This is a genomic window from Candidatus Nanopelagicus hibericus (genome assembly GCF_002288005.1).
GTDB classification, from domain to species: domain Bacteria; phylum Actinomycetota; class Actinomycetes; order Nanopelagicales; family Nanopelagicaceae; genus Nanopelagicus; species Nanopelagicus hibericus.
This window is the reverse complement of sequence record NZ_CP016771.1, coordinates 69,870-88,103: the sequence shown is the minus strand read 5'-3', so window position 1 is coordinate 88,103 and position 18,234 is coordinate 69,870. Positions and strand designations below refer to the sequence as shown.

19 protein-coding genes are annotated in these 18,234 nt (G+C 41.0%); 8 read left to right on the top strand and 11 right to left on the bottom strand.

Annotated features, from left to right (window positions below; genetic code table 11):
• Together B1s21160_RS00420 and B1s21160_RS00415 are read right to left on the bottom strand one after the other, a co-directional pair.
• Positions 1-360 carry an NADH-quinone oxidoreductase subunit A gene (locus B1s21160_RS00420; protein WP_095672869.1) on the bottom strand — a complete coding sequence of 120 codons (360 nt, stop codon included), beginning with the start codon at positions 358-360 and terminating at the stop codon, positions 1-3.
• 53 nt (positions 361-413) lie between these two features.
• Positions 414-1,106, bottom strand: coding sequence for a demethylmenaquinone methyltransferase (locus tag B1s21160_RS00415; protein WP_095671953.1), 693 nt, complete (start codon positions 1,104-1,106; stop codon positions 414-416).
• A 66-nt stretch (positions 1,107-1,172) separates the two neighbouring features.
• On the opposite strand from B1s21160_RS00415, the gene B1s21160_RS00410 reads away from it, so the two are divergent.
• Positions 1,173-2,402: an isochorismate synthase gene (locus B1s21160_RS00410; protein WP_095671952.1), complete on the top strand. Its 1,230-nt coding sequence runs from the start codon at positions 1,173-1,175 to the stop codon at positions 2,400-2,402.
• Here B1s21160_RS00410 and menD read toward each other — a convergent pair.
• Genes menD through menB form a run of 3 tightly spaced genes read right to left on the bottom strand, consistent with a single transcriptional unit; the run spans position 2,357 to position 5,700 of the window.
• On the bottom strand, positions 2,357-3,919 hold the full coding sequence (gene menD / locus B1s21160_RS00405; protein WP_095671951.1) for a 2-succinyl-5-enolpyruvyl-6-hydroxy-3-cyclohexene-1-carboxylate synthase: 1,563 nt from the start codon (positions 3,917-3,919) through the stop codon (positions 2,357-2,359). The genes B1s21160_RS00410 and menD overlap by 46 nt on opposite strands.
• On the bottom strand, positions 3,916-4,857 hold the full coding sequence (locus B1s21160_RS00400; protein ID WP_095671950.1) for an o-succinylbenzoate synthase: 942 nt from the start codon (positions 4,855-4,857) through the stop codon (positions 3,916-3,918). Before B1s21160_RS00400 ends, menD begins: the two co-directional genes overlap by 4 nt.
• A gap of 3 nt (positions 4,858-4,860) precedes the next feature.
• The gene (gene menB / locus B1s21160_RS00395) at positions 4,861-5,700 is read right to left on the bottom strand and encodes a 1,4-dihydroxy-2-naphthoyl-CoA synthase (protein ID WP_257789498.1); all 840 of its coding nucleotides are present in this window, start codon (positions 5,698-5,700) and stop codon (positions 4,861-4,863) included.
• A 93-nt stretch (positions 5,701-5,793) separates the two neighbouring features.
• On the opposite strand from menB, the gene B1s21160_RS00390 reads away from it, so the two are divergent.
• From B1s21160_RS00390 to B1s21160_RS00380, 3 genes are read left to right on the top strand one after another with little or no spacing between them, the layout of a single operon-like run.
• Positions 5,794-6,876, top strand: a complete 1,083-nt coding sequence (locus B1s21160_RS00390) for an AMP-binding protein (RefSeq protein ID WP_095671948.1) — start codon at positions 5,794-5,796, stop codon at positions 6,874-6,876.
• Positions 6,869-7,717, top strand: coding sequence for a 1,4-dihydroxy-2-naphthoate polyprenyltransferase (locus B1s21160_RS00385; protein ID WP_095671947.1), 849 nt, complete (start codon positions 6,869-6,871; stop codon positions 7,715-7,717). Before B1s21160_RS00390 ends, B1s21160_RS00385 begins: the two co-directional genes overlap by 8 nt.
• 18 nt (positions 7,718-7,735) lie before the next feature.
• Positions 7,736-7,993: a PLDc N-terminal domain-containing protein gene (locus B1s21160_RS00380; protein ID WP_095671946.1), complete on the top strand. Its 258-nt coding sequence runs from the start codon at positions 7,736-7,738 to the stop codon at positions 7,991-7,993.
• On the opposite strand, the gene ccsB is transcribed toward B1s21160_RS00380, so the two are convergent.
• The 5 genes from ccsB to B1s21160_RS00355 are packed head-to-tail and all read right to left on the bottom strand — an operon-like array spanning position 7,988 to position 12,208.
• Positions 7,988-8,887 carry a c-type cytochrome biogenesis protein CcsB gene (gene ccsB / locus B1s21160_RS00375; protein ID WP_095671945.1) on the bottom strand — a complete coding sequence of 300 codons (900 nt, stop codon included), beginning with the start codon at positions 8,885-8,887 and terminating at the stop codon, positions 7,988-7,990. The two genes, B1s21160_RS00380 and ccsB, sit on opposite strands and share 6 nt — an antisense overlap.
• Positions 8,877-10,265: a cytochrome c biogenesis protein ResB gene (gene resB, locus B1s21160_RS00370; RefSeq protein ID WP_223297958.1), complete on the bottom strand. Its 1,389-nt coding sequence runs from the start codon at positions 10,263-10,265 to the stop codon at positions 8,877-8,879. The genes ccsB and resB overlap by 11 nt, the downstream gene beginning before the upstream one ends.
• Positions 10,266-10,324: 59 nt before the next feature.
• The gene (locus tag B1s21160_RS00365) at positions 10,325-11,056 is read right to left on the bottom strand and encodes a cytochrome c biogenesis CcdA family protein (protein WP_095671943.1); all 732 of its coding nucleotides are present in this window, start codon (positions 11,054-11,056) and stop codon (positions 10,325-10,327) included.
• A complete protein-coding gene (locus B1s21160_RS00360) occupies positions 11,049-11,528 on the bottom strand; it encodes a TlpA family protein disulfide reductase (RefSeq protein ID WP_223297957.1) in 480 nt (159 codons plus the stop codon). Before B1s21160_RS00360 ends, B1s21160_RS00365 begins: the two co-directional genes overlap by 8 nt.
• 56 nt (positions 11,529-11,584) lie before the next feature.
• A complete protein-coding gene (locus tag B1s21160_RS00355) occupies positions 11,585-12,208 on the bottom strand; it encodes a histidine phosphatase family protein (RefSeq protein WP_095671941.1) in 624 nt (207 codons plus the stop codon).
• A gap of 50 nt (positions 12,209-12,258) precedes the next feature.
• Between B1s21160_RS00355 and B1s21160_RS00350 the strand changes: the two genes are divergently transcribed.
• Genes B1s21160_RS00350 through B1s21160_RS00335 form a run of 4 tightly spaced genes read left to right on the top strand, consistent with a single transcriptional unit; the run spans position 12,259 to position 17,968 of the window.
• Positions 12,259-13,032: an HAD family hydrolase gene (locus B1s21160_RS00350; protein WP_095671940.1), complete on the top strand. Its 774-nt coding sequence runs from the start codon at positions 12,259-12,261 to the stop codon at positions 13,030-13,032.
• A 36-nt stretch (positions 13,033-13,068) separates the two neighbouring features.
• On the top strand, positions 13,069-15,261 hold the full coding sequence (locus B1s21160_RS00345; RefSeq protein ID WP_095671939.1) for a helicase-associated domain-containing protein: 2,193 nt from the start codon (positions 13,069-13,071) through the stop codon (positions 15,259-15,261).
• Positions 15,258-16,325, top strand: coding sequence for a M20/M25/M40 family metallo-hydrolase (locus B1s21160_RS00340; protein WP_095671938.1), 1,068 nt, complete (start codon positions 15,258-15,260; stop codon positions 16,323-16,325). Before B1s21160_RS00345 ends, B1s21160_RS00340 begins: the two co-directional genes overlap by 4 nt.
• Positions 16,322-17,968, top strand: coding sequence for a DNA repair helicase XPB (locus B1s21160_RS00335; protein WP_095671937.1), 1,647 nt, complete (start codon positions 16,322-16,324; stop codon positions 17,966-17,968). Before B1s21160_RS00340 ends, B1s21160_RS00335 begins: the two co-directional genes overlap by 4 nt.
• On the opposite strand, the gene B1s21160_RS00330 is transcribed toward B1s21160_RS00335, so the two are convergent.
• Positions 17,965-18,201, bottom strand: a complete 237-nt coding sequence (locus B1s21160_RS00330; RefSeq protein ID WP_095671936.1) for a glutaredoxin family protein — start codon at positions 18,199-18,201, stop codon at positions 17,965-17,967. The two genes, B1s21160_RS00335 and B1s21160_RS00330, sit on opposite strands and share 4 nt — an antisense overlap.
• Between the last annotated feature and the right edge of the window lie 33 nt (positions 18,202-18,234).

Below are 18,234 nucleotides of genomic sequence, written 5' to 3'. Positions count from 1 at the left end.
TTAATCCCACTCCAGTCCACCACGGCGCCAAACATAGGCGTAGGCAACAAATACGGTGGCAATAAATAATCCCATTTCAACCAAACCAAATAACCCAAGTTGATCAAAGGCAACTGCCCATGGATATAGAAAGACAATTTCAATATCAAAAACGATAAACAACATCGCGGTTAGAAAATATTTTATTGGAAATCTTCCACCGCCGGCTGCCTGCGGTGAAGGTTGAATTCCGCATTCATAAGCATCTGACTTAGCTTTGTTATATCTTTTTGGTCCAGTAAGAGCGGCAGCTAACACTGAGAAAATGGCAAAACCCAAGCCAATTGCCCCGATCGCCAGGATTGGAACATATGGATTTATTGAGGGATTCATACCGTCAAATCTTATTGTTAGCCAGCGGTGGCTTTTGCCACCTAAGCCTTGTATCCAATGTGAACTGCGACAATTCCGAAGGTAAGGTCCTGCCAAGCCACAGATTTCCACCCGCATTCACGCATTATTAAGGCTAGCCCCGCCTGATCTGACCAAGCCTGGATTGATTCTGCTAGGTAGATATATGCGGCAGGATTTTTACTTATTCGCTTCGCAATTATTGGAAGTGCTCTCATTAAATAATTTAAATAAATTTTTCTGAAAATTTTATTAACTGGATGCGAAAACTCTGCTACTACTATTTTGCCACCAGATTTTGTTACTCGTAGGGCTTCTCTAAGTGCTCCAATAGAATCAGTCGTGTTGCGAAGACCAAAAGAAATAGTTGTCACATCAAAAGTGTTTTCACTAAATGGTAATTTTAGTGCATCACCTTGCACAAAATTAATATCTTTGTGTTGTCTCCGGCCTTGATTTAACATTCCTGCTGAAAAATCTAGCGCTGTTACTTCAGCACCCTTATCTACCAGAGGTCTTGATGATGATCCAGTACCAGCTGCAATATCCAAAACTTTCATACCAGTCTTTGGGGCAATGATGCTGGTCACAGCCTTACGCCAAGCCTTACTTCTGCCCAAACTTAACAAGTCATTTAAAAAATCATACCTACTTGCCACGCCATCAAACATCTTTGATACATCGTCTGGATCTTTGTTCAGATTAGCGCGGACCACACCCCTATTCTCTAGGCAGTAGGCTTTACACACAAATCACACAAATAGATAGGCATAAATTTCATCATGTCAGTTTTAATCACCACTGAAATGTTGGGAGAGCATCCAAAGTTATCCTCGGTAAAAACTAATTTAGATCTATCTAGCGCATGGATAAGAAGCGGTGATGGTTTAGTGGGTTTTGGGACGTATAAAAAATTAATTGTTACCGGTGAGGACCGCTTCGATCAAGCGCGAGCGTGGTGGAATCATCAACTTTCGGAGTTTCAAATTAATAATAATGTCCACGGTAGTGGCACTGGGCCATTACTTTTTGCTTCCTTCGCATTTGATTCCGCCTCACCTTCAGTGCTAGTTATCCCTGAAGTTGTTTTTGGACAAAAAAGTGGCAAATCTTGGGTAACTTGGATTGGTGATACAAAACAACCTAATTTGGAGAGTATTAATAACGCCTCTGTTAGTGGCGAGATTACCTGGCAAAATGCGGATAAAGGTGAAGAAAATTGGCGTAAGCAGGTAACTTCTGTAATCGCTGCAATCAAAGATGGTCTGGTAGAAAAAGTTGTCCTTGCTCGCGATTTAACCGCTACCTCTACCAAGGAAATTGATGCACGCAGTTTGTTGCAGCGACTTGAGATTGAGTACCCATCTACATGGTTATTTCTAGTTGATGGCTTAGTTGGTGCAACTCCAGAGCTATTAGTCAGATTAAGTAAATCATTAGTAACTTCCAGAGTATTAGCTGGAACTATTCGTAAATCAGGTAATGAAGATAGAGATTTGACATTGGCTGCATCCTTGGCAAAATCCTCAAAAGATTTAGAAGAACATGAGTACGCAGTCAAATCTGTGGCTGATGGTCTTGCGCCATTTTGTTCATCAACCAATGTTCCCGAATCACCATTTGTTCTACATTTATCAAATGTCATGCATCTTGCTACCGATGTGACTGGAGTTTTAAACAGCAGTGCAAAACAGGCAGATATTTTTACATTAGTAAATCAGCTTCATCCATCTGCTGCAGTGTGTGGAACACCAACAGGGGTTGCAAAAAAATATATTACACAGCTTGAACAAATGGATCGAGACCGCTATTCGGGTCCGGTTGGTTGGATTGATGCCCAAGGTGACGGCGAAATTGCAATCGCTTTGAGGTGCGGCTTACTTTCACAAGATCGTAAATCTATAAGAATTTTTGCAGGCTGCGGAATAGTCTCTGATTCAAACCCTGAAAAAGAGTTTGCGGAAAGTCAGTCTAAATTAATTCCAATGCGCACTGCACTAGATACTCTCTGAGTTATTTGTTTTAAATTACCAGCATTTGTTGACCTACTTGGCACCTTAACAATTACCACCTCTAGGCCAGATATTGGCTTAGATAAATGCAGTTGTAATCCCTTTAAATCACTTACAGTTGTGGATTTAACTCCAAACCCAGCCACGACATTTTCTAAATCTAAATTATGTGGTGTACCAAATAACTGATCAAAATTATCTGCATTAGCTTGTGGCAGGGTTGAAAAGATTCCACCACCATTGTTATCAAGTACAAAGATGCGAATATTTTCACCTGATCTATTAACTAACGCAGAGATGTCATGTAAGAAAGTTAAATCTCCAAGTATCGCGCTGGTATTTTCAAACTCTTTAGCTATTCCGAAAATTGTTGAAATATTGCCGTCAATTCCAGACAGGCCTCGATTACTAAACACCTGCACTCCATTGCGTGGTTTACAAAAGGCTTCAATATCCCTTATTGGCCTTGAAGATCCAACAAATAACGCAGTTTCATTGGCTAGCACTTTACAGATATTTACCACCGCTAATTGTTCTGACCAAGTTATGCTCTCAATTTCAGCTGCTGCAATATTTGATGCTTTTTGCCAGAGGGATGAGTCACTCTTTTGAGTAGTAACTTCGGTTGGCAGTGAGGAAAGAATTAAATCAGCCTCGCGCTTGTTATCAATATCTGCAACTCTGGGATCAATTACAACCAAATTATTACAAAGATTTATAAATGCATTTGTACCTCGAGACAGTGTTGTCCGACCAATTAAAACTATATTTTCAGGAGTTAATTCATTAGCAATTTTTGAATCGGTAAGGAATAAGGATGTGTGTGCAATTGCTTGAGGGAATGAAATTGGATCTTCAGATATAACCGGCCACTTGAGTTCTTCAGCAAAGCTATTTACCTCGTCAACTGTAAAGCCGGCACGATCATGGCCGATAACTAGTACACCAGTAGTTAGATCAAGCTTGCCACCAATTTTGTTTAAATATTTAGTGGGAGCGATCTTTACACCAGCTAACCAATCGTTTTTTTCTTCACTAATTAGTGGCTCATCAAATTGCACATTTAGGTGCAGTGGTCCACCAATTAGCAATGGCTTCAAATTTATTTCCGTAGATAGATCATGAGTTTTAATCTGAGAGAAAATATCTACTTGATTTGTGGTTTGATTTGCACCAGTTTTTCTAAGGCGAGCAGGTCGATCAGCGGTAATAACTAGCAATTTAGCATTGCTATGCAAAGCTTCTAGTGTTGCTGGATGAAAATTGGCTGCAGCAGTACCACTCGTGCAGATAACTGCTACATAATTTTTACTCGCTTTAGCTATTCCTAACGCAAAAAATGCAGCACCACGTTCATCAATTTTTACATGCAAATCAATAATTTGCTTCTTAGCCGCTTCGCCTAATGCAATCAAAAAGGGTGCATTACGCGATCCTGGAGATACTACAAAATCACTTACGCCAACTTCGATTAATTGCCTAAGCAGTGAGTGGGCTAATTTAGTTGAATTGCTCAAATTAGCCCTCCATCATAAATTGCATTTGCCCTATCCTGCCACCAAGTTTGCCTATCTTTACCAGCTTTTAATTCACTTATCCGATCTGGAGTTATCTTTTGATTCTTCAGCACTCCATTAGAGGCTACCAGTGGAGCACTTGTTACATCCGCTTTAAGTAGTGCAACTGTTCCTAACCCACATGGGCCGTAGAGATTAGGAATTGCTGATGCAAGTGCCAAACCATTAGATATACCAATACTGCTATCTAGGGCACTTGAAACTACTACGGGCAGTTTGATTTTTTCGATTAGGTTCAAAGCAGCAGTAATACCACCACTTGGTGCCCATTTAATAATTGCTATGTCAGCAACCTCTTTCAGTTTTGTCAGATCACCGTTTAGATGTTTCCTTATTGATTCATCCACTGCAATTTTGGTTTTTATCTTTTTTCTAAGTAATTTAAGATTTGCTATATCAATACATGGTTGCTCAACATAATCTAGGTGGCTAACAAATTCATCCTCATAATTCCTTATATTTATAACAGCTTCTTCTAAATTCCAAGCACCATTAGCATCAATTCTAATTTTTGCACTTGGAATAACTCTGATAACTTCAGCTGCTATCGCGCGATCATTTTTATAATCATTGACTTTTATTTTTACCGTATTACAACCACCAAAATCCTTTAGTAGGCCTGCTACCTCAGTCACTGGAACATTTGGAATAGTTGCATTAATTGGAATTACATCTCTAATGCCTGTTGGAGTGGCGAGTGTTGCAGATTCAATAGCAGCTTTAAGCCAGGCGGCAGCCTCTTTATTTTGATACTCGATAAATGGTGAGAATTCACTCCAACCAGCTGGGCCTTCAAATACTGCTACTTCTCGAAATTTTAGACCACGAAAATTAGATTTAACTGGTAGGGCGACTACTTGTAGTTGATACGGAAACATTACTTAAGGTCGTTTAGGAAATTTATTAAAATTTGGTTCACGCTTTTCTTTAAAGGCGTTTCTACCTTCTTGACCCTCCTCTGTTAAATAAAACAACATGGTTGCATCCCCTGCTAATTGTTGAACACCAGCTAAACCATCATCTGCGGCATTAAGGCTGGCCTTAAGGAGGCGAAGTGCCATTGGCGAATGGCGCAACATTTCTCGCGCCCAAGCAACTGTTTCTGCTTCCAATTCGTTAACAGCCACCACTGTATTTACTAACCCCATTTCTAGCGCCTCTTGTGCATCGTATTGCCTACACAAAAACCAAATCTCTCGAGCCTTCTTTTGCCCAACATGTGCTGCAAGTAAACCGGCACCGTATCCGCCATCAAAAGAGCCAACCATCGGACCTGTTTGGCCAAACTTTGCATTATCAGCAGCAATTGTTAAATCACAAACCACATGCAACACATGTCCGCCACCTATTGCCCAGCCAGCCACCATTGCTACAACTGGTTTGGGAGTTCTGCGTATTTGAACCTGCAGGTCTAAAACATTTAGTCGACCAATACCTTTTTTACTAAGTTCGTCATCACCTAAATATCCATCATCACCACGAACATTGATATCACCACCAGAGCAAAACGCCTCATCGCCTGCGCCAGTGAAAATAATTACACCAACTTGATCATTATCCCGCGCAAGATTAAATGCCTCGGCTAATTCAAAAAGAGTTTGTGGCCGAAAAGCATTTCGAACCTCTGGGCGATTGATTGTAATTTTCGCCATACCCTCAGCGGTTTGATATTTAATATCAACAAACTTTTCCCCACCACTACCTGTTTGCCAATTAGGGATAACTCTCTCACCTGGCTGTCGCTTAATTGGCTTGCTCAAGATATGCTCCAAAGGCTTAAGTAGTATTTAGATAAGAGATAGCCTACGGTGATTATGGGAGAAAAAGAACTGCGCGATTTAATCCCTATTCAGGCTGAGTGGTCAATCCCACAGCTACAGGAAAATTTAGCGGTAGCACTTGAAGGATCCGGCCCTGCGCTAGCAGTCGGTAAGGTTTCCAAAAAAACAATTGATAAATCAATTGCACTTGTTGTTTCCACCTCTGGTTCAACAGGTGAAGCAAAATCTGTCGCTATTTCATCTACTGCGCTAATTGCATCTATAAATGCCAGCCATAAATTCTTGGGTGCAACCCCTGGAGATAGCTGGTCACTTTTATTGCCAACAACTCATATTGCTGGATTAAATGTAATTTTTAGAGCAACTGCCCTCGGGACAAAAGTTGTCGATAATAGAAATGTAGAAAAATACATTGACACTGATTTTATTTCGGTTGTTCCCACCCAACTTCATAAAGCCTTAACCAATGATGCAAAATTACTTGAACATTTAACTGCTGCTGAGGCAGTACTAGTGGGTGGTGGACCAATAAGTGAAAAAATGAAAAAAGATGCTGCGAGTAAACATGTTCAAGTTGTTACCACCTACGGTATGACTGAAATGTGTGGAGGTTGTATTTACAATCAAAAGCCACTTGATGGTGTTGGAGTGAGAATTTCACCTGCTGGATTAATTCAGTTGTCTGGCCCCATGATGGCATCTGGATACCTTTCAGCTGCAGGTGAGATAAGTCAGATTGGTAATAGTGGTTGGTTTGAAAGCAATGATTTAGGAGAAATATCAAATGGCTTACTTAAAGTTTTAGGTAGAGCTGATGATGTAATAATTTCAGGCGGTGAAAAAATATCACTAGCCCTCGTTGAAGAAATGATTGCAAAAATTTATCCCACCCAAGATTTGATTGCTTTTGCAATGCCAGATGAGGTGTGGGGTGAGCAGCTATGCGTCGGCAGCACTTCTCAAATGCAACTTGGAAAATTACGCCAAACTCTTGGCGCTATTTATACCCCAAAGAAAATATACTTATTTGATCAAATACCTAAAACAGTTATTGATAAGCCAGATCGCGTGAAAGCTAGCGAGTTAGCAAAAAAGATAAAGGTGATGGATGAATAAGTGGATCATTGGTGCCAGAGTTAAAACACTTCCTGCAGCAATATCTCCAGTTTTAGTTGGCACATTTTATTCGTTAGAAATTAACTGGATTAACGCCCTACTGGCTTTGATCGTCTCGTTGTCTCTTCAGGTCGCGGTTAATTATGCCAATGACTACTCTGATGGGATTCGTGGCACTGATACAAACCGAGTAGGGCCAATCAGATTAGTTGCATCAGGATTGGCATCAGCTAAATCGGTTAAAGCCGCCTCATACATCTCATTTTTGATCGCTGTCACTGCAGGCAGCTTAATTTCACTAAATGTCTCACTGTGGCTAATACCAGTTGGTGGTATTTCGATTTTGGCAGCTTGGGGCTACACCGGCGGCAAACAACCTTATGGGTATTTGGGATTTGGTGAGTTATCTGTATTTGTTTTTTTTGGTCTAGTTGCCACAGTTGGAAGTTACTATATTCAATCTGAGCAGTTAAATTGGCAAATACTTTTGCTATCAGTCCCGGTCGGCGTGCTGTCCTGTGCAATTTTAGTTATCAATAATTTACGAGACCTACCAAAAGATGCGTTAGTTAGTAAGCGCACAGTTGCGGTTAGAATTGGAGATCTTAATACCCGTAAGTTTTTTACATTCTTATTAATTACCGCTCAAGTACTGGCTTTTACTGCGATCACGATCGATCAATTAATAGTGCTAACTCTTGTTTGTGTGCCATTTACATACCAAGCTATTAGGCAGGTTTTAGATGGGGCAAAAGATGCAGAACTAATCAATGTGCTCAATAACACCGCACGACTTCAATTACTTATGTCAGCCTTAATTGCTGCTGCACTTTATATTTAAAAGTAGTAAACTCTGCGCATGATTAGATTGCTTGCAATTTTAGCAACTGTGATAACTATTTATGCTTTTGTTGAGTGTGCGATAACCCCACAAGAAAAAGTGCGAAGATTTCCAAAATGGGCGTGGCTATTAATTATTGTTTTCACTGGAGGTATTTTTGTGGGGAGTATTGCTTGGTTCATCGCAGGCAGACCAAAAAGGCCAGGTAAGGGACGTGGTGGACCAAGAAAAATCATTCCACCAGATGATGATCCAGACTTTTTAAGAAAGCTATAAGCCTGAATATGTGTGACGGCCGGTGCCCCACACATTTATATAAATATAATTAAATAAGAATGTAGATCCAGCTAGTAAGCAAAGCCAAGCAGCTTTTTTACCGCGCCATCCAACTGTTACTCGTGCATGTAAGTAGGCTGCATACGCTACCCAGGTAATAAATGCCCAAGTTTCTTTTGGATCCCATCCCCAATAGCGTCCCCATGCCGCCTCAGCCCAAATAGCCCCAGCAATTACTGAAAAACTCCAAAGTGGAAACACCAGTGCAACTAATCGATAAGAGAGGTTATCTAGAGTCTCTAGAGTTGGCAGGTTTATTGCCCAGGCAGGACGACCAGATTTCTGCTCGTATCTATCCAGAATTAAATAAGCAGCTGCGATGCAATTTGCAAGTAAGAAAACTCCACCAGAGATAATCGCGGTCGATACATGTATTACCAACCAAGGTGATTTAAGTGCAGGAACTAATGGCGCACTTGGTCGATATAACAAAGTCACTGCAGTACCCAGGGTCAATAAAACCGCTAATGAAACTGGCAAGCCCAACCAACGAAATTTGTATTTTTGTAATGCAAACAAATACGCGGCTGTAAATGCAAGGGCGCCAGTAATTGAAAACTCATACATATTTCCCCATGGCACCCGATTTGCTGACATACCTCTAAAAATTACACCTACTAGAAGTAATAAAAAGCCTAAAATTAAAAAGGCAGATGCAAGTCTTCCCACCCGTTGAGTTCGAGAGAAATCTAGTTTAGTTTTCTTAACACCTAAGGCTGGAGTCTTGACAGACCAAGCAACCTCAACTGCGTGAGATAAAAACGCTAATGTATAAAACAGCATCGCTGAGTAAATGAAATTATTAGAAAGTAACGCAGCTGAATTATCGCTCATTACTTAACTCCTTTACTAAGTTGTTTATCTCTTGCTCAAGTCCTGGTATGCCATTTTTAGCAAGACCGGCAACTTGAGTTTTTCTACCTTGCTTAATCCAAACTCTTCTTTGTCTAGTAAATAGTGAAATCAATAAACCAGAGATGGCAAGTATTGCACCAAGAAGTGCGAATCCTTTCCCAGGATCATTAACTATTTGTAAGTTAACCCAAGATTTCCAACCTGTAAATGTGATGCTGCCCTCACCAAAATCATAAGTTTCATTTACAGTTAAAGCTTTTAGTCCAATCCGCTCCATCTTGCTGGTATCAATTCGGTAAACAGATTGGGGAACTCCAGTATTAAGGCCTAGATCACCTTTCCAAACTGAAACTAAAAGCCTTGGATCTAGAACCTCAGGGTAGGAGGAAAATCCACCACGAATCGGATCCCGATCTGCGGTCGGTAGAAATGAAGAAACAAACCCAATTTGAGGATTCATATCTGGGATTTTTATGGCACCGATTGAAGAAAGGTTTCCATCCTGAGGTAAAAATGGAGTTGGTCCATCAAAAATAACTTTGCCACTTTTGTCTCTTACAATAACTATTGGTGAGTAACCATTTGCCTGTAAATATATTTTTGTACTCCCGTATGCCAGCGGCTGATTAACCTTAATTACCTCAGTTGTTTCAGGGGAATTAGCAGGATTAGCCGTCCTTACAGTTAACGTGTAATCAATTGGCGCGTTGGTTACTGGGTCATACTCAGCTTTGAAATCTTCAACTTTTAGTGAAAACGGTGGCAGTGAATCCTCCGCCTGATACTTTCCAAATCCAAGGATGTCATACGAGGTGGGTGTATTTATAAACCTATCCCCAACATTAACAATCGCGTCACCCTTACTGCCAAATAATGAGCCAACACCAATTGCTATCAATACCAAGACCAAGGACAGGTGAAATAGTAAATTCCCACTCTCGCGTGCATATCCTTTTTCAGCTGAAATCGAATTTTCATCCCTGCGTATTCGATATCTGTTCTTTATTAAATAAGCTGCTGCTTGATCTAGATCTATCTTTTTAATCTCAACAAAGTGCTCCATACGGTCTAAATATTTGGGCGTGATGGTCGGTTGGGCGCCTATTGCTTTCAAATGCTCGATACTCCTGGGCAATACACAACCAATTAATGAAATGAATAGCAAGAGATAAATAGCACTAAACCAAGGTGAACTGTAAACCTCAAAAAGACTCAAGCGATCAAGCCAAATTGCAGTTGCTGGGTTATCAATAAAATATTGTTTTACTTGTAGTGGGTTTTGATTTCGCTGTGGGAACAAAGAGCCAGGAATTGCTGCCACCGCTAGTAGTAACAGCAAGATAAGTGCGATTCGCATGCTAGTCAGTTGTCGCCAGCACCACCGAAGAAACGACCTGCTATCTAAAACAGTACTCATTAGATAAGGGGAATGAATCCGCTAATTAAATCTCGAAGACTTATCATAATTTGGTCCCAAAGATTAGTAAGTTGTAAAACTCCGATCAGTATCAAAAAATATCCTCCAACTTTGACTATTAAATTACCTTTACTGGAAATAATTTTTCGTATCGGAGTTGATTTGTCTAGAAACAGTCCCATGAGAATAAATGGCAGGCCTAATCCAAAACAATAAGCAGCCGAGAGAATGGCTCCTCTTTCTGCAGTTGCACTTTGAATTGCTAATACCTGAACTGCGCCAAGTGTTGGGCCAATACAAGGTGTCCAGCCAATTCCGAATGCAAAGCCAAGTAGTGGGGCAGCAAATAGACCGGTGCGGTGCTTCCACCTTGGCTTGAAGCTTCGATAGAACTTTTCATTTAATAAGAAAATTACTCCGAGGAAAATTGTTATCAGGCCAAGAAGTTGTGAAATTGATTTAGAGTTTTGTGCAATTTTAGAACCTAATTCACCAAACAGAATGCCGTAAGAAACAAATAAAACTGTAAATCCAGATACAAATAGTAATGAGCCCAGAAAAACCCTACTTCTACTTTTGGTATCACTCATGCCTGAGGCATAGGCGAGATACCCCGGAACTAGCGGAATTACGCAGGGTGAAAAAAATGAAACTACTCCAGCAAAGGCTGCAACTAACATTGCTATCAATAAGTTGGCGTCAAAGACCAGATCTATTAAAAACTCAATCATCAGACAAGACTTTCTCTAACATTTTCTTCAATCCTGCGACAGTCACCTCACCACTTATTCGAACTGCAACTCTACCTTGCTTGTCTATTATTAAAGTGGTTGGAATTGCATTTGGAATGAGTGATCCACCAAATCCAAGTAATAGTGAGTCATCAGTAAAAGTAGGGTAAGTTAAATTGAAGCTTTCATAAAATGCTTGAGCTGAGGAAATATTATCTCGGGTTAAAATGCCGGCAAATTGCACTTCGGGATAGTTAATAGAAAACTCTTGTAATACTGGCGCCTCTGCCCGACATGGAGCACACCAAGATGCCCATACATTTATTACCGATACTTTCTTTGAATCTAAAGAGACAAAATCTTGAGTTAAGGTTTGCCCAGAAATTTTTGGCGCAGGTCCCCGATCAGATTCATCTAAATATGTTGCTATACCGCTGCCTGAAATAAAAGCATTTTCATTTGGTGTGGACAAGCCCCCACCTGCACATGAAGTAAGGAGTATGGATGCAAATAGTATTGACAGGAATTTCATTTTTTTGCGGGTAATAAATGCTGCGCTGGCTCTAGATATGAAACAGATGAAATCATTCCATCCTGATCTAATTTAAATGAGGTAACAGATGCCAAAGTGCACTCTCGTTTTCTTGGATCATGAAGTAATCTTCTGCCCTCAACTGCAGAGCGCAAAATCCAGATTGGCAATTGATGTGATACACAAATTGCATCCTTACCACCAGCAGCATCGCGGGCTGTGAATAATGCTCTTAACATTCGACTTATTAATTGCTCATACGGCTCCCCCCATGAAGGCTTCCAAGGGTTATATAAATAGCGCCATGATTTTGGATGGCGGATTACGCCACTTCCTAATTCAAATTTTTTACCTTCAAAGATATTACTTGCTTCAATTAAATCTTTACTTGTATTTAATGGCAGATTGTGTAGGGAAATTATTGGTGCAACTGTCTCTTGGGCTCGTTCAAGTGGAGATGAAAAAATAGCTCCTAAATTTAATGATTCTGACCACTTTGCAACCACCTGCGCCATCTGACGCCCACGATCACTTAGGTGCCATCCAGGTTGCAATCCATACAAAATCTTCTCTGGGTTATTTACCTCACCATGTCTAATGAAGTGAATTGTTTGTGCCATGGTGCAAGCATAAAGCAGAGTAATTGCACCCCGTTCGCTAAGGTAGTGATATGGCGCTCACAGCAAAGGCAATCGCATTTTTTGACGTTGATAACACCCTATTAAAAGGCTCGACCATATTTTTCTTGGGTCGCGGAATGTATCAAAGAGGGTTCTTTACCAAGCGTGATGTTTCAGCATTTGTGCTGGCAAATTTGCGTTATCGATTAACTGGAAAAGAAAATAAAGCTGAGATTGCAAGATTTCAAAACGCGGCAACTGAATTTATTAAAGGTCATAATGTGGTAGAAATTGAGAAAATTGGACAGGAGATATACGAGGAGTATGTCTCACCCGCAATCTGGCAAGGAACAGTTGAAATCGCGCAAGAACACTTAAGCAAAAATGAAGAAGTTTGGTTGGTCACTGCTACACCGCTAGATATGGCTAACTTGATTGCCAAGCGGCTGGGATTTACTGGTGCTTTAGGAACTAAGGCGGAGATTAGTAATGGTGTCTACACTGGAAAAATAATTGGTAGTCTGTTGCATGGTAGGGAAAAAGCTATTGCGATTAAAGAACTATCACTCGAAAATAATGTTGATTTAAAAAATTGCTACGCATACTCAGATTCACACCATGATATTCCACTACTTGAAGCGGTTGGTAAGCCTCGCGTCATCAATCCAGATGCCCTGTTAGAGATACGCGCCTATCGAGATAACTGGCCGGTTTATGACTTTAGAAGAGCGCGAAAAATTAAAAAATTTTTTGGACCAACCGCTGGGCGAATTGCAGCCTTGGGCTCCCTGCTGTCGCCCCGAAACCTGAAGCGCAAAAGGTAAATAGCCCACTTAAAACCCGAGTAAAGTAGGTCAGTTATGTCTACTGTCGCGATCACTTTTGCTGATGAGTTGCGCTCTAGAACTGATGATGATCTAGCAACAATGTTTAAATCAAGACCTGATTTGGTTTCACCAGTACCAAATGATTTTTCAGCACTGGCTGCCAGGGCCACCTCAACACCATCACTAGTCCGTGTGATTGATTCACTAAATTTATGGCACTACCAAATAATAGAAGCAGCATGTGCGCTGCCTGAACCATTTAAAAAGTCAGAGCTGATTGAAGTTACTGGTGATGAAACTGCCTTTGCCCTGGATTATTTATGGCAAATTGGGTTGCTCTATAAGGAGGGAAATAATTTCCGAACTCCAACCAACTTAAAACTGCTTATTGGTGAGGAACCTGCCGGACTTGGTCCAGTATCTGCAAAAAAAATAAATTTTTCTATTCTTAAAGATGTGCCTGCTAATTCAGCAGAGGTGCTTGCTAGATTAACTTGGGGTCCACCAAGAGGTCAGATTGCTAATGTAAAAAAACCTGGAGCAGCAATCGCCTGGCTGCTGGAAAATGAAATCTTGGTACCAATTGACTCACACACCGTTGTTTTACCACGCGAGATTGCAATCAAGTTACGTGGGGGCAAAATTCATAAAGAGCTTAAGAATGAGCCGGAGGAATTAAATGGAAAAAAAATTGATCAAAAACAAATTGATTTAGCTGCGATTGCCAATATCTCCACGATTCTGCGCTGGTGTGAGGAGTTTTTGCACAACCTCTCTGATGAACCACCAACCGCGCTACGCACGGGTGGAATTGGCGTAAGAGATCTTAAAAAAATTGCCGAGCACTTAGGAGTTGATGAAACCTGTGTAGGTTTTGTTGCAGAACTTTGTTACTTGGGTGGATTGGTTGTAGTAGATCCAGATGATCAAATACTTCCCACCTCAGCTTTTGATATTTGGCTGACCAAACCAGCAGAAGAAAAATGGTACTCACTCGTTGTGCTGTGGCTGGAAACTTCTCGGGCTAGCGGATTAATTGGGAAGGTTAGTGATAAAAACATTGCACCCCTTGGTCCAGAGTTAGACCGTGCTGGTGTTTCTTTGATAAGAAAAACTACATTAAAAGTATTACAGGAAAATACACAACTAAGTCCTGACTTAAGTTCGATTCAATCTGTAGTCAAATGGTTTAATCCCCAAAAGGCAAACAAAGATTTTGTAGAGTGGAATCTCCGCGAGGCTGAATGGCTGGGAGTAACCGGACAGGGTGGAATTTCAACCTTTGGAATGAATTTACTGACTGAGAAAGATGTGCTTGGTGTTGCAGCATCAATGCCTAAAGCAGTTGATCATATTTTGATTCAGGCAGATAACAGCGCAGTTGCCCCTGGACCTTTAACCCCAGAGCTTTCAGCAGAGATGGGGACAATTGCTGATATTGAAAGTAGGGGTGGTGCAACGGTCTATCGATTTAGTGAGGGCTCTATCCGTCGGGGATTAGATCATGGGAAAACTGGGGATCAAATTAAAACTTTCTTAATCAAAATATCAAAAACTCCTATGCCTCAACCTCTTGACTATTTAATTGCAGATGTTGCTAAGCGACATGGCAAATTAAGAGTTGGCACCGCACACTCCTATATTAGGTGTGAAGATGAAGGAATGATCCAGCAAATCCTGCATGATAAAAAATGTGAACACTTACGGTTTAGAAAAATTGCGCCACAGATCTTGGTTAGTGATTTTGAATTAGCTGAGGTAATCGGTGAATTGAGAGAGTATGGATATCTACCGGCTGCTGAAAATGCCAGCGGCATTTTGTTATCACAACCAAATTTAAGGAGAGCAAAGTCAAGGCCAAAGCCACCTAGAATTATCTCTGAATTTAACTCACCAAAAGATGCGGTGATACAGAGTGCAGTAAAAACTGTGCGAGCAGGTGAGCGCAGTCGGAAAGTTGAACCGATTGTTGCTGGCACATCATCTAATGAAACTTTATCCCTAATAAACCAATATATTGCGGATAGAAAAACTCTTATGATCAGCTACGCAGACAATAATGGGTCGGTTTCAAATCGAATTATTGAGCCAATCTCGATATCTCTGGGCACCCTAACTGCCCGGGATGAGACAACTGGTGAATTAACGCAGTTTCGTATCCCCCGAATCAATGGCGTAGCACCCGCACTCACCATTTTAGAAAATAAGGCAGACTTAGACCTGTGAGCGCACTGTCGGATGTCCAACGTTTAGTTGAGTGTGAGTCACCTACTGAAGATTTAGCCGCGTGTGATCAAGTAATTACATTGGCCGTTGAAATTGCAAACAAACATTTAAAAAGTAAAGCAGAAAAAATAATTGAAAATGGCAGACCTGTGTTTTGGTGGGGTGCTAAAAATCCAAAGATACTTTTGTTATGCCATTTAGATACTGTTTGGCCAACTGGATCATTTACTCCAACTTGGCAGATAAATGGCGATAAGGCCACTGGGCCTGGTGTCTTTGATATGAAAACTGGCTTTGTTCAGGCATTACATGCTTTAGTTGGAATTGAAAATGCTGAAAGTAAAGTTGCTTTGGTTGCAACCACAGATGAAGAAACCGGTAGCGCCACCTCTAAAGATTTAATTACTAGGTTATCTAAGGGCGCAGATGCGGTGTTGGTCTTTGAAGCCTCGCTAGATGGCAAGGTTAAAACTGGTCGCAAAGGAACTGCGATGTACCAAATAAAAGTTACCGGACTTGCTGCTCACGCAGGATTGGAGCCAGAAAAGGGAATCAACGCAACAACTGAGATTGCAAAATTAGTTTTACAAATTGCTGCTTTAGAGAATCCAAAGTTTGGTACCACCGCCGTACCCACAGTAATGAAATCAGGAAGCACCACTAATACCGTGCCAGCAGTAGCAACTCTAGATATTGATGTTAGATCTTTTACAACTGCAGAGCTTGAGCGAATAGATAAGTCAATTAAAAATCTAAAAAGTGAAATTGCAAGAGTTGAAGTCACTGGTGGTATTAACCGACCACCGCTTGAAGAGAGCAGCACACTTGGCTTGTATGAAAAGTTTGAGGCTGTTGCTGCCTCATTAGGTTTTGCAAAGATTGGTAATGCCAGTGTTGGTGGTGCAAGTGATGGCAACCTTGCAGCTGCGGCTGGTGCAAAAGTATTAGATGGCTTAGGTGCCGAGGGACATGGTGCTCATGCACCGAGTGAGTTTATTAAGATTTCTACACTAGAGCCGCGAATAAAACTGATTCATGCATTTATCAATGAGTTGCTTAAATGAGTGATGGCCCATTAATTGTTCAAAGTGACAAAACACTTTTACTAGATATCGACCACATTCACTCCGATGAATGTCGCAGATCTATTGCATCCTTTGCGGAATTAGAAAAATCACCAGAACACATACATACCTATCGCCTCACACCGCTGGGGCTTTGGAATGCAAGAGCTTCAGGCCATGATGCTGAAGAGGTCATAGATATATTAATTAAGTACTCAAGGTATGCAGTCCCTCATGCATTACTAGTTGATATTGCCGAAACAATGTCACGATACGGACGATTACGCCTGGAGGCACATCCAGTTCATGGTTTGATATTAGTTTCAAATGATCCGGCAGTATTAAAAGAGGTGACTAGAGGTAAAAAAGTTGCGCCGATGCTTGGTAAGCAACTAGATGATGAAACCATTGTGGTTCACCCAGGCCAGCGGGGATTTTTGAAACAAGCACTACTTAAATTAGGTTGGCCAGCGGAGGATTTTGCTGGCTACGTTGATGGTGAACGTCATGAGATATCGCTTAGACAAGATGGTTGGAAAATTCGAAGGTATCAAGAGTTGGCAGCTGAAGGATTTTGGCATGGTGGCTCTGGAGTAGTTGTACTTCCCTGCGGTGCTGGAAAAACTATTGTCGGCGCAGCGGCAATGGCGCATGCAAAAGCGACAACTTTAATTTTGGTTACTAACACTATTGCAGCACGACAGTGGCGGGAAGAGCTACTACAGCGCACTGATTTAAATGAAGATGATATTGGTGAGTACAGCGGGGCTAAAAAAGAAATTCGTCCAGTAACAATTGCTACCTACCAAGTAATGACCACCCGTAAAAAAGGTGTTTACGCACATCTTGATTTGTTTGATGCAATTGACTGGGGTTTAATTATTTATGATGAGGTGCACCTGTTGCCTGCGCCAATCTTTAGATTTACCGCAGATATTCAATCTCGCCGCAGACTTGGCTTAACTGCAACATTGGTGCGTGAAGATGGTATGGAGGGTGAAGTTTTTTCACTCATCGGTCCAAAAAGATTTGATGTGCCATGGAAAGAAATAGAGGCACAGGGCTATATTGCACCTGCCGATTGTGTTGAGGTGAGAATTACTCTAACTGATGAAGAAAGATTAAATTATGCGACCGCTGAGCAAGAGGATCGATATCGTTTTTGCTCAACATCGCAAAGTAAAAAAGCGGTTGCCGTAGCACTAGCTAAACAACATGCCAATGATCAGGTATTAGTCATTGGACAATACATAGATCAATTAGATCAGCTTTCAGAAACATTAGGTGTGCCGGTTATTAAAGGTGACACACCGATAAAAGAGCGTGAACGACTTTATTCGCTGTTTCGCTCTGGTGAATTGAAATGTTTAGTAGTTTCAAAAGTTGCTAACTTTTCAATTGATTTACCCGAAGCCACAATCGCTATTCAAGTCTCTGGCACATTCGGCTCTCGCCAGGAGGAGGCACAACGACTAGGTCGAATTCTTAGACCAAAGGCAGATGGCCGAGGGGCTAGGTTTTACTCCTTAGTTGCACGCGACACTATTGATCAAGATTTTGCTCAAAATCGCCAACGCTTTTTAGCTGAACAAGGATATGCATATCGAATTATTGATGCCGATGAGGTAATGAAAAAAAATTAAGCGTTAATTGCTTTTATAAATCGTTCTGAATCCACCCGCCAGTAATCATGAACTTTCCCGTCGATGAAAATAACAGGCACCTGTTCGCCATACTTTTCCTCTAAATCATTATTACCGTCAATTAGTTTTATCTCGATCAAAAAGTGGTGTTCATTCTTAATTGCGTTGATTCGATCAATAGCTATTTCACATAAATGGCAACCAGATCGAGAGTAGATCAGTACTTTTTTCATAACTTCAAACTTCTTCCAAAGGTAGGGGGTTTA

Excerpts from the sequence above, each read along its gene's own strand:
- B1s21160_RS00355 (WP_095671941.1), bottom strand. The coding sequence starts at position 12,208 with ATGGCACAAACAATTCACTTCATTAGACATGGTGAGGTAAATAACCCA.
- B1s21160_RS00330 (WP_095671936.1), bottom strand. The coding sequence starts at position 18,201 with ATGAAAAAAGTACTGATCTACTCTCGATCTGGTTGCCATTTATGTGAA.
- B1s21160_RS00385 (WP_095671947.1), top strand. The coding sequence starts at position 6,869 with ATGAATAAGTGGATCATTGGTGCCAGAGTTAAAACACTTCCTGCAGCA.
- B1s21160_RS00380 (WP_095671946.1), top strand. The coding sequence starts at position 7,736 with ATGATTAGATTGCTTGCAATTTTAGCAACTGTGATAACTATTTATGCT.
- B1s21160_RS00365 (WP_095671943.1), bottom strand. The coding sequence starts at position 11,056 with ATGATTGAGTTTTTAATAGATCTGGTCTTTGACGCCAACTTATTGATA.
- ccsB (WP_095671945.1), bottom strand. The coding sequence starts at position 8,887 with ATGAGCGATAATTCAGCTGCGTTACTTTCTAATAATTTCATTTACTCA.
- B1s21160_RS00335 (WP_095671937.1), top strand. The coding sequence starts at position 16,322 with ATGAGTGATGGCCCATTAATTGTTCAAAGTGACAAAACACTTTTACTA.
- resB (WP_223297958.1), bottom strand. The coding sequence starts at position 10,265 with ATGCGAATCGCACTTATCTTGCTGTTACTACTAGCGGTGGCAGCAATT.
- B1s21160_RS00400 (WP_095671950.1), bottom strand. The coding sequence starts at position 4,857 with ATGTTTCCGTATCAACTACAAGTAGTCGCCCTACCAGTTAAATCTAAT.
- B1s21160_RS00350 (WP_095671940.1), top strand. The coding sequence starts at position 12,259 with ATGGCGCTCACAGCAAAGGCAATCGCATTTTTTGACGTTGATAACACC.
- B1s21160_RS00390 (WP_095671948.1), top strand. The coding sequence starts at position 5,794 with ATGGGAGAAAAAGAACTGCGCGATTTAATCCCTATTCAGGCTGAGTGG.
- B1s21160_RS00345 (WP_095671939.1), top strand. The coding sequence starts at position 13,069 with ATGTCTACTGTCGCGATCACTTTTGCTGATGAGTTGCGCTCTAGAACT.
- B1s21160_RS00410 (WP_095671952.1), top strand. The coding sequence starts at position 1,173 with ATGTCAGTTTTAATCACCACTGAAATGTTGGGAGAGCATCCAAAGTTA.